The organism is Umezawaea sp. Da 62-37 (assembly GCF_032460545.1).
Taxonomy (GTDB): domain Bacteria; phylum Actinomycetota; class Actinomycetes; order Mycobacteriales; family Pseudonocardiaceae; genus Umezawaea.
On record NZ_CP135965.1, the window covers coordinates 6,088,545 to 6,103,128 of the forward strand.

The following is a 14,584-nucleotide window of genomic DNA, read 5'->3' on the forward strand; positions in this document are numbered from 1 at the left end:
GGACGGCCCCGCCGACCACAACCACTCTGGAGGAGCGCATGAAGGCGAAGTTGGCCACAGGCCTGCTGGTACCGGTGTTGTTCGCGCTGGTCACCGGATGCGGTGCGAAGGACGACGGCGGGAACGGGGTGGCGTCGGTGAAGTCCGGCTCGCCCACGTCGAGCAGCGGCACGCCCAAGGGCGCGAGCCTCGACCCGGCGGACATGGACAAGATCCGCGAGTTCGCGAAGTGCATGCGCGACAACGGGGTGGACATGCCGGACCCGCAGGAGGGCGGAGGCGTCATCGCGCTCGGCTCGGCCTCGTCCGAGGACGAGGTCGGCATGGAGAAGATGAACAAGGCCAACGAGGCCTGCAAGCAGTTCCTCCCCGACGGCGGCGAGTTCAAGGAGCCGAGCCAGGAGGAGAAGGACAAGATGCGCGAGCAGGCCAAGTGCATGCGCGAGCACGGCATCGACATGCCCGATCCCGACGCCGAGAAGTCCGGCCGGGGCACCACGCTGGGCTCCGACGACACCGAGAAGTTCACGGAGGCCATGAAGGCCTGCGGCATGGGCGACGGCGGGATGCTCGCGGTGCCGGCGGTGCCCGGCAATGGTTGACCAGGACGGGCCGACCTCACCGCGGCGGCGCGGACGAGGTCGTTGGCTGGTCGTCGCACTGGTGGTCGTGGCCGTGCTGGGCACGGGCTCGGTGGTCGTGCTGACCAGGATCGCCTCGAACACCGCCAACGCGGCGCCGCCGAAGGCCGAGCCGCCGGACACCACCGAGGTCCGCAAGGGCGACCTCGTCGACCAGCAGACCGTCACCGGGGCGCTCGCCTACGGGACCGAGTGGTCGTTGCAGGGGCGCAAGCAGGGCACGGTCACCGGGCTGTCGGCGTCCGGGGCGGTCGTCGAGCGCGGCCAGAACGTGTACTCGGTGGACGCGAAGCAGATCCCGCTGTTCTACGGGTACCTGCCGCTCTACCGCGATCTCCAGACCGACATGACCAACGGTCCGGACGTGAAGATCGTCGAGGAGAACCTGAACGCGCTGGGCTTCGACGACTTCGGCGAGCCGGACGAGAAGTTCACCTTCTGGACCGCGACCGCGATCAAGAAGTGGCAGAAGGCGCTCGGCGTCGAGCAGACCGGTGTCCTGGGTGTCGGCGACGTCGTCGTGCAGGCGGGTCCGATCCGGATCTCGTCGGTGAGCGCGCAGCTCGGCGCCCCCGGTGCGGGCGACCTGATGAAGGTCACCGGCACCCAGCGGGTGGTCACCGTCGACCTCGAGTCGTCGAAGCTGCGCCTGGCCAAGATCGGCGAGAAGGTCGAGCTGACGATCACCGGCGGTGGCACCACCACCGGCACGATCGCCTCGGTCGGCAAGGCGGTCGAGGGCCAGGACGGCAAGGCCAAGTCCCCGGTCACGATCACCCTGGACGACCCGGCGGCAGCGGGGACGCTGGACTCGGTGTCGGTGTCGGTCGTGTTCACCGCGGGCAGGAAGGACGGCGTGCTGATCGTGCCGGTCGGCGCACTGCTGGCGCTGGCCGAGGGCGGTTACGCCGTCGAGTCCGCGACCGGCGGCGAGCTGGTCGCCGTCACGACCGGGCTGTTCTCCAAGGGCGAGGTCGAGGTCAGCGGGGACGGCCTCACCGAGGGCCTGAGGGTGGTGACCACGTCGTGACGCCGGTCCTGGACATGCACCGGGTCAGCCGCACGTACCCCGGCGGCGTCCAGGCGCTGCGCGAGGTGTCGCTGAGCGTCCGCGACGGCGAGATGCTGGCCATCGTCGGGCCGTCCGGGTCGGGCAAGTCCACGTTGTTGCAGCTCATGGGCACGCTGGACCGGCCCACCACCGGGCACGTCCTGGTGCGCGGCCACGACGTCGCGATGCTGCCGGACCGCAAGCTGTCCGCGCTGCGGTCGCGCTGGATCGGGTTCGTGTTCCAGCAGTTCTTCCTCACCGAGGGCCTGCCCGCCGTCGACAACGTGGCCTCCGGCCTGCTCTACGCCGGGGTGCCGCACCGCGAGCGGCGGCCGATGGCGCTGGCGGCGCTGGACCGGGTGGGGCTGTCGCACCGGGCTTGGCACCTGCCGAGCGAGATGTCCGGCGGTGAGCGCCAGCGCGTCGCCATCGCGCGGGCCGTGGTCAACCGGCCGTCGATCGTGCTCGCCGACGAGCCGACCGGGAACCTGGACAGCCGCAACGGCGTCGGGGTGCTCGACCTGCTCGGCGAGCTGAACGCGGACGGCACCACGATCGTGATCATCACGCACGACCGCGAGATCGCCGCGCACGCCCCGCGCCGGATCGAGGTGCTGGACGGCCTGGTCCAGCTCGACACGGGGGTGGTGGTGTGACGTCCACCCTGCCGCAGCCGACCCGGCTCGGCCCGCGCGACGTCGGACGCCTTGGCGCGCACGGGATGCGCACCAAACCGATGCGTGCCGTGCTGTCCGCGCTGGGCATCGCGATCGGCATCGCCGCGGTCGTCGCGGTGATCGGCATCCCGGCGTCGAGCGCCAAGGCGCTGAGCGACCAGCTCGCCACCCTCGGCACGAACCTGCTGCGCTCCGAACCCGGCCAGACCTTCGGCGGCCAGGACGCGAAACTGCCGAAGACCGCGGTGGGGATGGCCAGGCGGATCGGGCCCGTGCAGTCCGCCAGCGGCATCGGGAAGACCGGGAAGTCGGTGCGCCGCAACGACCACGTGGACGAGGACGAGACCTCCGGCCTCGGCGTGTCCGCCGCGACGCCGGACCTGCTGGACGTGCTCGGCGGGCACGTTCGCGACGGCCGCTTCCTCGACTCCTCGCCGTTCCCGTCGGTCGTCCTCGGCTCGGTCGGGGCCACCCGCCTCGGGATCACCGGCGTCGGCGGCCAGGTGTGGATCGACGGGCAGTGGTTCACCGTCGTCGGCATCCTCGACCCGATGCCGCTGGCGCCGGAGATCGAGCGGTCGGTGCTGGTCGGCTGGGAGGCCGCCATCGAGCGGCTGGCGTTCGACGGCCACCCCGGCACGGTCTACGTGCGCGCCGAGGACAACGCCGTCGAAGACGTGCGCGGCGTGCTCGGCGCCACCCTGAACCCCCAGCAGCCCAACGAGGTCAGGGTCGCCCGCCCGTCCGACGCGCTGGCGGCCAAGCAGCTCACCGAGACCGCGTACAGCGGCCTGTTCCTCGGGCTGGGCGGCGTCGCGCTGCTGGTCGGCGGCGTCGGCGTCGCCAACACGATGGTGATCTCGGTGCTGGAACGGCGACGGGAGATCGGCCTGCGCCGCGCGCTCGGCGCCACCCGCCGGCAGGTGCGCGGCCAGTTCCTGGCCGAATCCGTACTGCTCTCCGGCCTGGGCGGAGTCGCGGGCGTGCTGATCGGCGTGGCAGTCACGGCGGGCTACTCGGTCAGCCAGGGCTGGCCCGCCGAGATCCCGCTCCCCGCCGTGGTCGGCGGCGTCGCGGTGTCCATGCTGGTCGGCGCCATCGCCGGCGCCTACCCCGCCATGCGCGCCGCCCGCCTCTCCCCCACCGAAGCCCTCGCCTAACCCGCGAGTCGAACGCCCAGACACCCCGTGTCGAACGCTCAGGCACCCCGAGTTCCTCACTCGGGCACGGAAGAGGCCCCCGGCACACGTGCCGGGGGCCTCTTCCGAACCCGGGATCAGCCGAGCCGGCCGACCACCCAGTCGATCGCCTTGGTCAGCGTGGTCACGTCGTCGGGCTCGATCGCCGAGAACATGGCCACCCGCAGCTGGTTCTTGCCGAGCTTCCGGTACGGCTCGACGTCCACGATCCCGTTGGCGCGCAACACCTTCGCCACGACGGCCGCGTCCACCTCGTCGGTGAAGTTGATCGTGCCGACCACGTTCGAGCGGTGGTCCGGGTTCTCCACGTACGGCGTCGTGTACGCGGTCTTCTCGGCCCACGAGTACAGCCGGTTCGCCGAGTCGGCGGTCCGCTCGGCGGCCCACGACAGCCCGCCGTTGCCGTTGATCCAGTCGATCTGGTTCGCCAGCAGGAACAGCGTCGTCAGCGACGGCGTGTTGTAGGTCTGCTCCTTGGTGGAGTTGTCCAGCGCCGTCGGCAGCGACAGGAACTCCGGCACCCAGCGGCCGGAGGCGCCGATCTCGGCGACCCGCTCCAGCGCGGCCGGGCTCATCAGGGCGATCCACAGGCCGCCGTCGGAGGCGAAGTTCTTCTGCGGCGCGAAGTAGTAGACGTCCGTCTCGGACACGTCGACCGCGAGGCCGCCCGCGGCGGAGGTGGCGTCGATGGCGATCAGCGCGCCGTCGGAGCCCTCGGGGCGCTTGACCGGGGTGACGACACCGGTCGAGGTCTCGTTCTGCGCCCAGCCGACGAGGTCCGAGCCCTCTTCGTAGAAGATCTCCGGCGCGGAACCCGGCTCGGCCTTGGTGATGTGCGACGGGCCGATGAAGGGGGCCTCGTCGGTGACCTTGGCGAACTTCGAGGAGAACTCGCCGTTCGTGAAGTGCTGCGCCTTCTCGCGGACCAGGCCGAACGCGGCCGCGTCCCAGAACGCCGTGGTGCCGCCGTTGCCGAGCACGACCTCGTAGCCCTCGGGCAGCGAGAACAGCTCGCGCAGGCCGGAGCGGACCTGGCCGACCAGTGACTTCACCGGCTTCTGGCGGTGCGAGGTGCCGAGCAGCGCGGCGCCTTCGGTCACCAGGGCCTGCAGGGCCTCGGGACGCACCTTGGACGGGCCGCAGCCGAACCGGCCGTCGGACGGCTTCAGGTCGGCGGGCACGATCAAGGTGGTCGGATCGGCGGTCTGGGTCATGTCGACGCCTCCGGGGGCGGGTTCAGGGAACTGCCTGACCGGCGCCGTTGCCGGGGGCACAAGTGTTGCAGCCGGGTGGCCGGGACGTGACATCCGGGTGTCCCGGCTCACTCATCCGAGAACGCCCCGCTCCATCGCCGTGGTGACCGCGGCCGTGCGGTCGGACACACCGAGCTTCCCGAACACGCGCAGCAGGTGCGTCTTGACCGTGGCCTCGCCGATGAACAGCTCCCGGCCGATCTCCGCGTTCGACAAACCGCGCCCCACCAGCCGCAACACCTCGATCTCACGGGCCGACAGCGCGGGCCGGGCCGGTGCGCGGACCCGGCCGACGAGCTTCCCGACCACGGAGGGTGCCAGCACGGTCTCACCGCGTGCCGCGCCGCGGATGGCGGTGACCAGTTCGTCCCTTGTGGAGTCCTTCAGGAGGTACCCGGCGGCGCCCGCCTCAACCGCCCGCAGGATGTCGGTGTCCGTTTCGTACGTGGTCAGCACGACCACGCGACTCCGGGAACCCGAAGCGACGATCCGCGCGGTCGCCGACGCCCCGTCCATGCCCGGCATCCGCAGGTCCATCAGCACCACGTCCGGCGGGTCGTTCGCGACGAACTCGACCGCCTCCGCCCCCGAGGACACCTCGCCGACCACGATCAGGTCGTCCTCGGCCTCCAGCATCCCGCGCAGTCCCTGGCGGACGACCGGGTGGTCGTCGGCCAGCAGCACCCGGATCACCGCGGCACCCGCAGGGTCAACGTGGTGCCGTCGGCGCCGGACACGTCGAGCGTGCCGCCGACCTGCTCGGCCCGCGCCCTCATGCCCCGCAGCCCGAACCCCTCCGCGCTGTCACCGAGACCGCGCCCGTCGTCGTGCACGGACAGCCGCACCGCTTCCTCCTCGAACGCCAACTCGACCTCCACCGCGCTCGCACCGGCGTGCTTGCGCACGTTGTGGAACGCCTCCTGCGCCGCTCTCAGCAGCACCACCTCGACCGACGTCGGCAACGGGCCCGCCTCGCCGGTGGTCCGGTGCCGCACCTCGACCCCGGCCTCCTCGCCCAGCCGGTCAGCCTGCCTGCCGATCGCCTCGACCAGTGTCGACCCGCTCAACGCCGTGGGCGCCAGCGCGGCCACCAGGGCGCGCGCCTCCACCAGGTTCTCCCGCGCCGTCCGCAGCGCCAGGTCCAGCAGCTTCGGCGCCCCGGCCGGGTTGCCCTGCGCGGCCTGCACGAGCGTGACGATGCTGGTGAACCCCTGCGCCAGGGTGTCGTGGATCTCGCCGGACAGCCGCACCCGCTCGGCCGCGACCCCGGCCTCGTGCGACAGCCGCTCGTTGAGCGCCTGCGTGCGGCGCAGCTCCTCGACGAGCTGCACCTGTTCACGGGTCTTGTCCAGGATCGTGGTGATCGCCCAGGCGAACATCTGCGACAGCAGGGCGATCAGCGCGACGATCGGCAGGAAGTCCTGCACCCAGTCGGCCTCGCGGAACGACCGGACCCACGGCACCAGCGAGAACACCACCGCCGGGACGAGGGCCAACCACAGCGGCAGCGCCATGTAGATCTGCACCATCACCGCGAACAGCAGGTAAGCCGAGGCGTTCGTCAGCCACACCGCCGCCGCGAACAGGACGAACATCACCGACAGGTAGACGGCGCCGCGGCCGGGCCGGTGCTCGTGCCGCCAGGACACGGCGTCCGGCCCGAACCAGTGCTGCCAGGCGGCGCACGCCGCCGCCAGGCCGATCGCCCCGAGGCGGTGGGCGATCGGGGCGGTGTCGATCAGGATCATGACCGCGGCGACCACGTAGGCCATCGCGGCCATCCGCCGCCACGGGTTGATCACTTGTTGGTCCACCGGAAGGTCGCCAGGCACAGGGCCAAGCCGACCACGCACCACGCCCCGAGCACCAGTGCCGTGAGGCCGTGCTCCCACGTGCCCGCCATCTCCAGCGCCGTGGCGCTGTCCGGGAGGAACACCGAGCGCATGCCCTGGCAGATCCACTTGAGCGGGAAGAACGACGCCACGCCCACCATCGCCGCGGGCAGCGCGATGATCGGGCTGATGAACACGCCGGAGATGAACTGGAGCCCGATGTAGGGCAGGTTCATCACGGCGGGCGCGCTGCGCGCCGACTTCGCCAGGGCGCTGGCCGCGATGCCGAGCAGCGAGCACGACACGACGCCGAGCGCGAACACCCAGGCGAACGTCAGCCAGCGCGCCGGGTCCGTCGGCAGCTCCACGTCGAACAGCAGGACGCCCACCGCCAGCAGCAGCACGACCTCGGCCAGGCTCGCCACCGCGACCAGCACCAGCTTGCCGATGAAGTACGCCGCCGCGGGCATCGGCGTGCCGCGCAGCCGCTTCAGCGTGCCGTCCTCCCGGTCGTTCGCGACACCGACGCCGAGGGTGATGAACGACGTCGAGAGGATGCCCGCGCCGATCATGCTGGCGGTGAACAGCTGGCTCATGGACACGCCGGTGCCCACCATGTCCTCGTTGAACACGCTCCCCAGCAGCAGCAGGATGAACGCGGGCAGCGAGAACGTGAACACGACGGCTTCCTTGCGGCGGAAGAACTCCCGCAGCTCCAGCCGTCCGCGGGACGCCCCGATGGCCAGGGTTCCCGTGTTCCGCGTGGGCCGCGGCCCGCGGGTCGTTCCGGTCGTGGTGCTCACGCGCGTTCTCCGATCAGGTCCAGGTAGACGTCCTCGAGGGTCGGCCGCGCCACGGTCAGCTCGGCCAGCTCCTCGTGGTGGGACAGCTCGACGATCAACTTCTGCGGGTCGGACGTCCGCCGCACCTGCGGCCCGTCCACGCCGTTCCAGCGCACCGTCGCCTCGGCGGTGGCCCGCCCGCCCAGCGTCTTCGGCGACCCCTCGGCCACGATCCGGCCCGCCGCGATCACCGCGACCCGGTCCGCCAGCGCCTCCGCCTCGTCCAGGTAGTGCGTGGTCAGCAGGATGGTCGTGCCCTCGCCCGCCAGCAGTCGGATCAGGCTCCAGAACTGCCGCCGCGCCTCCGGGTCGAACCCGGTCGTCGGCTCGTCGAGGAACAGCAGCTCGGGCCGCCCGATGATCCCGAGCGCCACGTCCAGCCGCCGCCGCTGCCCGCCGGACAGCTTCCCGGCCCGCGCCCCGGCCTTCCCGGTGAGCCCGACGAGCTCGATCACGTCGTCGGGGTCGCGCGAGTCCGGGTAGTAGCTCGCGAAGTGCCGCACGGCCTCGCGGACGGTCAGCTCCGCCACGTCCGTCGCCGACTGGAGCACGATCCCGATCCGCCCCCGCCACCCCGCGGTGGCCTTGCCCGGATCCCCGCCCAGCACCTCCACCTCACCCCCGTCCCGCTTCCGGTGCCCTTCGAGGATCTCCACGGTCGTGCTCTTGCCCGCCCCGTTGGGCCCCAGCAACGCGAACACCTCGCCCGCCGCGATGTCGAGGTCCACCCCGTCCACCGCGGTCACTCCGCTGTAGGCCTTCCGCAGGCCCCGAACCCTTATCGCGCTCATGGGAGAAGTCTGTCGAGTTCCGCTCTGACCAGGGACGACCCGACGACGGACGCCCGGTGTCCACCGATCGGTGGACACGGGGACCGGGTGTGCGCCGCGGGCGCGGATCCGAGCCCCGGTGGACGAGCGGCCTCGTCGCCGTCACCACGTTCCCGCGCACCTGGTCGACGATCTCCGCGCCGCCGGTCCGCGGGTGCCCACGGGGGAGCGGCCCGCGGGCCGAACCGGTCGTCCGTGACTCGCTGTCAGAGGCGGGCTCGGGTGGTCCGGAGCGACCTCCACGTTCGGAGCACCACCGGTGGTTCCGCGCCCGTGCGTGTCCGCCGGCCCCGGCAAATTAGCCCACCTGTGCACCCCCTCCTGCGGGACGATGGACGTTTCGACAGGTCAGGGGGCTGGCCGTGCACTACGTCTTCTTCATCGTCAGCGCGCTGGCGGGAGCCGCGGGCTTCGGCCTGCTGAGGTGGAGCGCGTCCCGCGGACCCCGCCCCGCGCCACCGCCACTGCCACCGCCACCGCCGCTCGCCGCCGAACCCGCGGAGCAGTCGCCGTCCCCGCCTCCGGAACGCACCCTGTTCGCCAGACCGCTGCGGATCACCATCGCCGTCGACCGGCCGGGACAGGACCCGGAGTCGGGCGGGGGCGACACGATCACCCTCCCCGCCGACAACCCGGCGGCGATGACCACCTACCTGGTCGCGTCCGTGGACGTCGAGGTGAACGACTTCTTCACCGGCTTCACGGCGGTGGCCCAGCGGGCCTCGGGCGACCTGCACGACTGCGACGTCGTGGTGCGCGGCGACGGCAGCCACGTCAGCAACAGCTCCAGGCGCGTGCTCACCAGGGCGTCGATGCCGCTCGGCGTCCTGATGGAGGACGACACCGCCCTCACCGAGGAGTGCGCCCGCGCCCTCGTCGACCCGACCCGCCGCCGCGCCTTCGAGGTCCGGGTCGCCGAAGCGGTCCGGCGGGGCGGCGTCCTGCGCTGGCTGGAACAGCACGAACTCGCCCTCGCCCACCCGTCACCGGACGACGACCCGGCACCCCCGAAGCCCCCGTGGCAGCCCCGCCACCCACCGGGCCCACCGGACCAGCGCAAGTGGCCGTTCGTGTTCGAGCAGCAGCAGCAGCAGCAGACCGACGAGGAGGCCCGACGGCCGTCCTGACACGGGAACGGCGGGGGTCCGGCGGAAACCGCCGGACCCCCGCCGCACCTGGGTCGTCCAGGGCCTCCCGGACGGAAAACCCCTTGTCCCGCAACGCCTACGCGATCGACGCCCAGCCCTCGACGTCCTCCGGCCCGCGCGGCGCGGGTCCGATGTACTTCGCGGACGGGCGCACCAGCCTGCCGGTGCGCTTCTGCTCCAGGATGTGCGCGGCCCACCCGGCGGTGCGGGCGCAGGTGAACATGGCGGGCATCATGTGCGGCGGGACCTGGGCGAAGTCGAGGATGACGGCGGCCCAGAACTCGACGTTGGTCTCGATCGCGCGGTCCTTGCGGCGTTCGCGCAGCTCCGCCAGGGCGGCCTGCTCCAGCGCCGCCGCGGCCTCGTAGCGCTCGGCCCCGAGTTCCAGGCACGTCCGGCGCAGAACGCGGGCGCGCGGGTCCTCGGCGCGGTAGACGCGGTGGCCGAAGCCCATGAGGCGGTCGCCGCGGTCGAGGATGGCGGAGACGACGGCCTTCGGGTCGCCGGTCTTCTCGACCTCGTCGATCATCGGCAGCACGCGCGCGGGGGCGCCGCCGTGCAGCGGGCCGGACATGGCGCCGATGGCACCGGACATGGCGGCCGCGACGTCGGCGCCGGTGGAGGCGATGACGCGGGCGGTGAAGGTGGAGGCGTTCAGCCCGTGCTCGGCGGCGGACACCCAGTAGGCGTCCAGCGCGCGCACGTGGGCCGGGTCGGGGTCGCCGCGCCAGCGGGTGAGGAAGCGCTCGGTGACGGTCCTGCACTCGTCGATGCGCGACTGCGGCACGGCGGGGCGGCCGATGCCGCGGGCCGACTGGGCCGCGTACGACAGGGCCATGACGGAGGCGCGGGCGAGCTGTTCGCGGGCGACCTCCTCGGTGATGTCGAGCAGCGGCTGGTAGCCCCAGATGGGGGCGACCATGGCCAGCGCGGCCTGCACGTCGACCCGCACGTCACCGGTGTGCACCGGGATGGGGAACGACTCCGCAGGCGGCAGGCCGGGGCCGAAGCGGCCGTCGACCAGCAGCGCCCAGACGTTGCCGAAGCTGACCTTGCCGACCAGGTCCTCGATGTCGACCCCGCGGTAGCGCAGGGCGCCGCCGTCGCGGTCGGGTTCGGCGATCTCGGTCCGGAAGGCGACGACGCCTTCGAGTCCAGGACGGAATCCGTCCTCGGCTTCCTGCACCACTTCGTGCACGCCTCCGCTCGTCCGTGCGCGCCCGACGTCCGTGCGCGGTTGGGCCACACTGCTCCCCAGGTCACCGCCCTGGCAATCGCCCCGAGCGGTGTGTTGGGTCACGATCCAGTTCACGATTCAGAACGGCGTCGCCCGTTCGGGTCTGTTAACGCCCTGTTTCGCGCGAGCACGCGCGGCGGGTCAGGTGATAGACCATGAGCCATGCACCTCACGCCCCACGAGCGGGACAAGCTCCTCGTCCACGTGGCGGCCGACGTGGCTCGTCGGCGGCTGGAACGCGGTGTGCTGCTGAACTACCCGGAGTCGGTCGCGCTGATCACCGCGTTCGTCCTGGAGGGCGCCCGCGACGGCCGGACGGTCAGCGAGCTGATGACCAGCGGCCGCACCGTGCTGACCCGCGCCCAGGTGCAGACCGGCATCCCGGAGATGATCGAGTCCGTGCAGGTCGAGGCGACCTTCCCGGACGGCACCAAGCTCGTGACCGTGCACGACCCGATCAGCTGAGGGGGGCCGCGTTGCGTCCAGGCGAGATCATTCCCGGCGACGGGCCGGTGGAGCTGAACCCCGGCAGGCCGCGCACGACGCTGGTCGTGGTGAACCGCGCCGACCGGCCGGTGCAGGTCGGCTCGCACTACCACTTCGCGGCGGTGAACCCCGGCCTCGAGTTCGACCGCGAGGCCGCGTGGGGGCAGCGCCTCGACGTGCCCGCGGGCACCGCCGTCCGCTTCGAACCGGGCGTCGAGCGCGAGGTCGTGCTCGTGCCCATCACCGGCCGCCGCGTCGTGCCGGGTCTGCGACCCGAGTGGGCAGGAGAACTGTGAGCAGCATCGACCGCACGCGCTACGCCGAGCTGTTCGGGCCGACGACCGGCGACCGGATCCGGCTGGCGGACACCGATCTGCTGATCGAGGTGACCGAGGACCGCAGCCGCGGCGCCGGTTCCGGCGACGAGGTGCTGTTCGGCGGCGGCAAGGTGATCCGCGAGTCGATGGGCCAGGGCACCGCGACCCGCGCCGAGGGCGCGCCGGACCTGGTGATCACCGGTGCTGTGGTGCTCGACCACTGGGGTGTCGTCAAGGCGGACATCGGCGTGCGCGACGGCCGGATCGTCGGCATCGGCAAGGCGGGCAACCCGGACGTCATGGACGGTGTGGACCCCGCGCTGGTGATCGGTCCGTCGACCGAGATCATCTCCGGCAACGGCAGGATCCTCACCGCGGGCGGCATCGACTGCCACGTGCACTTCATCTGCCCGCAGATCGTGGACGAGGCACTGGCCTCCGGTCTGACCACCCTGGTCGGCGGCGGCACGGGGCCGGCGGAGGGCACGAAGGCCACGACGGTCACGCCCGGCGCGTGGAACCTGGGCCGGATGCTGACCGCGATGGACGGCATGCCGGTCAACGTCCTGCTGCTGGGCAAGGGGAACACGACCAGCGAGGAGGGCTGCGCGAGCAGCTCGTCGGCGGCGCGGGCGGGTTCAAGCTGCACGAGGACTGGGGCACCACGCCCGCCGTGATCGACACGAGCCTGCGGATCGCCGACGAGTCCGGCGTCCAGGTCGCGATCCACACGGACACGCTGAACGAGGCCGGTTTCGTCGAGTCCACGTTGGACGCGATCGGCGGTCGGTCGATCAACGCCTACCACTCGGAGGGCGCGGGCGGCGGGCACGCGCCGGACATCATCCAGGTGGTGTCCGAGCCGAACGTCCTGCCGTCGTCGACCAACCCCACTCGGCCGCACACCGTCAACACGCTCGACGAGCACCTCGACATGCTGATGGTGTGCCACCACCTCAACCCGTCGGTGGCCGAGGACCTGGCGTTCGCGGAGAGCCGCATCCGGCCGACCACGATCGCGGCCGAGGACGTCCTGCACGACATGGGCGCCATCTCGATGATCAGCTCGGACTCGCAGGCCATGGGGCGGGTCGGCGAGGTGATCATCCGGACGTGGCAGACCGCGCACGTGATGCAGGGCCGCCGCGGCGAGCTGGAGACGAACCTGCGCGCCCGCCGGTACGTCGCCAAGTACACGATCAACCCCGCCATCGCGCACGGCATCGACCGCGAGGTGGGGTCCGTCGAGGTCGGCAAGCTCGCGGACCTCGTGCTGTGGGAGCCGAAGTTCTTCGGCGTGCGGCCGTCGGTCGTGCTCAAGGGCGGCTTCATCGCGTGGGCCGCGATGGGTGACGCGAACGCCTCGATCCCGACGCCGCAACCGATCCTGGCGCGGCCGATGTTCGGCGCCTACCCGAGCGCGGCCGCGTCGAACAGCTTCCACTTCGTGTCGCAGGAGGCCATCGACTCGGACCTGGCCGGGCGGCTGAACCTGATGCGCCGGATGCTGCCGGTGTCGAACACCCGCCGCGTCGGCAAGGCCGACATGGTGCTCAACGACGCCATGCCGCACGTCCGCGTCGACCCGGACAGCTTCGCCGTGCGCATCGACGGCGACCTCGTGGAACCGGACCCGGTGAGCGAACTCCCCATGGCCCAGCGCTACTTCCTGTTCTGATGGACGTCTCGGGGCTGCTGCTGGCCGACTCGCGGTTCCCCGGCGGCGGGCACGTGCACTCGGGCGGCCTGGAGGAGGCCGTCGCGCGCAAGCTCGTCACGGGCGAGGCCGACCTGGCCGCGTTCCTGGTGGGCAGGCTGCACACGGCAGGTGAGCTGGCCGCGGTGTTCGCCGCCGCCGCGACCTCGGCCGTGCACAAGGGGAAGGCGCACTGGCTGGAGCTGGACGCCGAACTGGACGCTCGCACCCCGTCGCCCGCGCAGCGGAAGTCGTCGCGGGCGCAGGGGAGGGGCACCGCGCGGGCGGGGCGACGGGCGTGGCCGTCACCCGTGCTCGACCGGCTGCTGGCGGACACGCCCCGACCGCACCACCCGATCGTCCTCGGCGTGCTCACCGCTCTCGCGGGCGGCGAGCCGCGGGACGCCGCGCTGTCCGTCTGCTACCTCGCCGTCAGCGGTCCGGCCAGTGCGGCGATCCGGCTCCTCGGCCTCGATCCCTTCGGGGTCAACGCCGTCCTCGCCCGGCTGTCCGGCGCGATGCGCGACGTCGCCGCCGCGGCTGCGAAGACCGCCGACCTCGACCCGTCCGAACTCCCCGCGCCCGGCGCGCCCGGCCTCGACCTCCTGGCCGAGGCGCACGACCGGCATCACCAGGAAGAGGTGCGTCTCTTTGTCAGCTGACCACGAGCACCCGGTCAACTTCGACCCCACCGACGCGGGCCACGACCCGCACCACCACCACGCGCCGATGGGCCGCGCGGTGCGGCTCGGCATCGGCGGGCCGGTGGGCAGCGGCAAGACCGCGCTCACCGCCGCGCTGTGCCGGGCGCTGGGCGACACCGTGAACCTCGCGGTGGTGACGAACGACATCTACACCACCGAGGACGCGGACTTCCTGCGCAAGGCGGGCGTGCTGGCCGTCGACCGGATCGAGGCCGTGCAGACGGGCTGCTGCCCGCACACCGCGATCCGCGACGACATCACGGCGAACCTGGACGCGGTGGAGCTGCTGGAGGAGCGCATCCCGAACCTGGAGCTGGTGATCATCGAGAGCGGCGGCGACAACCTCACCGCCGTGTTCAGCCGGGGCCTGGTCGACCGGCAGATCTTCGTGGTCGACGTGGCGGGCGGCGACAAGGTGCCGCGCAAGGGCGGCCCCGGCGTCACGACGGCGGACCTGCTGGTGATCAACAAGATCGACCTCGCCCCGCTGGTGGGCGCCGACCTGACCGTCATGACCGGCGACGCCCACCGGATGCGCGGCGAGCTGCCGGTGATCAGCCAGTCGCTGGTCACCACGCCGAACGCGCCGGACGTCGCCGAGTGGGTCCTGAAGCAGCTCCACGACTGCACCGCGGCGCCGGTCGGGTGACCGGCACCGTCCACACGGGAAC

15 protein-coding genes and 1 pseudogene are annotated in these 14,584 nt (G+C 72.1%); 10 read left to right on the forward strand and 6 right to left on the reverse strand.

Going from position 1 to position 14,584, the window contains the following annotated elements; genetic code table 11:
- Window positions 1-38 precede the first annotated feature (38 nt).
- From RM788_RS28005 to RM788_RS28020, 4 genes are all read left to right on the forward strand, one after another.
- A complete protein-coding gene (locus tag RM788_RS28005) occupies window positions 39-602 on the forward strand; it encodes a hypothetical protein (RefSeq protein ID WP_315920530.1) in 564 nt (187 codons plus the stop codon).
- The gene (locus RM788_RS28010; protein WP_315920532.1) at window positions 595-1,671 is read left to right on the forward strand and encodes a peptidoglycan-binding protein; all 1,077 of its coding nucleotides are present in this window, start codon (window positions 595-597) and stop codon (window positions 1,669-1,671) included. The genes RM788_RS28005 and RM788_RS28010 overlap by 8 nt, the downstream gene beginning before the upstream one ends.
- A complete protein-coding gene (locus RM788_RS28015; protein WP_315920534.1) occupies window positions 1,668-2,348 on the forward strand; it encodes an ABC transporter ATP-binding protein in 681 nt (226 codons plus the stop codon). The genes RM788_RS28010 and RM788_RS28015 overlap by 4 nt, the downstream gene beginning before the upstream one ends.
- A gap of 65 nt (window positions 2,349-2,413) precedes the next feature.
- Complete coding sequence (locus RM788_RS28020) at window positions 2,414-3,529, forward strand: ABC transporter permease (RefSeq protein ID WP_315934785.1); 1,116 nt, start codon at window positions 2,414-2,416, stop codon at window positions 3,527-3,529.
- 116 nt (window positions 3,530-3,645) lie between these two features.
- Here RM788_RS28020 and serC read toward each other — a convergent pair whose 3' ends face one another.
- From serC to RM788_RS28045, 5 genes are all read right to left on the reverse strand, one after another.
- Window positions 3,646-4,782, reverse strand: a complete 1,137-nt coding sequence (serC, locus tag RM788_RS28025; RefSeq protein WP_315920536.1) for a phosphoserine transaminase — start codon at window positions 4,780-4,782, stop codon at window positions 3,646-3,648.
- 111 nt (window positions 4,783-4,893) lie between these two features.
- Entirely contained in the window at window positions 4,894-5,514 is a 621-nt protein-coding gene (locus RM788_RS28030; RefSeq protein WP_315920538.1) for a response regulator, read from the reverse strand.
- The gene (locus RM788_RS28035; RefSeq protein WP_315920540.1) at window positions 5,511-6,623 is read right to left on the reverse strand and encodes a sensor histidine kinase; all 1,113 of its coding nucleotides are present in this window, start codon (window positions 6,621-6,623) and stop codon (window positions 5,511-5,513) included. Before RM788_RS28035 ends, RM788_RS28030 begins: the two co-directional genes overlap by 4 nt.
- Window positions 6,620-7,456, reverse strand: coding sequence for an ABC transporter permease (locus RM788_RS28040; RefSeq protein ID WP_315920542.1), 837 nt, complete (start codon window positions 7,454-7,456; stop codon window positions 6,620-6,622). Before RM788_RS28040 ends, RM788_RS28035 begins: the two co-directional genes overlap by 4 nt.
- A complete protein-coding gene (locus RM788_RS28045; protein WP_315920544.1) occupies window positions 7,453-8,286 on the reverse strand; it encodes an ABC transporter ATP-binding protein in 834 nt (277 codons plus the stop codon). The genes RM788_RS28040 and RM788_RS28045 overlap by 4 nt, the downstream gene beginning before the upstream one ends.
- Window positions 8,287-8,687: 401 nt before the next feature.
- On the opposite strand from RM788_RS28045, the gene RM788_RS28050 reads away from it, so the two are divergent.
- Window positions 8,688-9,452, forward strand: coding sequence for a hypothetical protein (locus tag RM788_RS28050; protein WP_315920546.1), 765 nt, complete (start codon window positions 8,688-8,690; stop codon window positions 9,450-9,452).
- 97 nt (window positions 9,453-9,549) lie between these two features.
- Here the strand turns inward: RM788_RS28050 and RM788_RS28055 are convergent, their stop codons facing one another.
- A complete protein-coding gene (locus RM788_RS28055; RefSeq protein ID WP_315934786.1) occupies window positions 9,550-10,662 on the reverse strand; it encodes a citrate synthase 2 in 1,113 nt (370 codons plus the stop codon).
- 210 nt (window positions 10,663-10,872) lie between these two features.
- On the opposite strand from RM788_RS28055, the gene RM788_RS28060 reads away from it, so the two are divergent.
- From RM788_RS28060 to ureG, 5 genes and pseudogenes are all read left to right on the forward strand, one after another.
- Window positions 10,873-11,175, forward strand: a complete 303-nt coding sequence (locus RM788_RS28060) for an urease subunit gamma (protein ID WP_106185476.1) — start codon at window positions 10,873-10,875, stop codon at window positions 11,173-11,175.
- Window positions 11,176-11,186: 11 nt separating this feature from the next.
- Entirely contained in the window at window positions 11,187-11,492 is a 306-nt protein-coding gene (locus RM788_RS28065) for an urease subunit beta (RefSeq protein ID WP_315920550.1), read from the forward strand.
- Window positions 11,489-13,191 (forward strand): annotated as a pseudogene (locus RM788_RS28070) (urease subunit alpha). The gene RM788_RS28065 and the pseudogene RM788_RS28070 overlap by 4 nt, the downstream one beginning before the upstream one ends.
- Window positions 13,191-13,871 (forward strand): urease accessory protein UreF, encoded by a 681-nt coding sequence (locus RM788_RS28075; RefSeq protein ID WP_315920552.1) that lies wholly within the window; start codon window positions 13,191-13,193, stop codon window positions 13,869-13,871. Before RM788_RS28070 ends, RM788_RS28075 begins: the two are co-directional and overlap by 1 nt.
- Complete coding sequence (ureG, locus tag RM788_RS28080; RefSeq protein WP_315920554.1) at window positions 13,861-14,562, forward strand: urease accessory protein UreG; 702 nt, start codon at window positions 13,861-13,863, stop codon at window positions 14,560-14,562. The genes RM788_RS28075 and ureG overlap by 11 nt, the downstream gene beginning before the upstream one ends.
- Window positions 14,563-14,584: the final 22 nt, after the last annotated feature.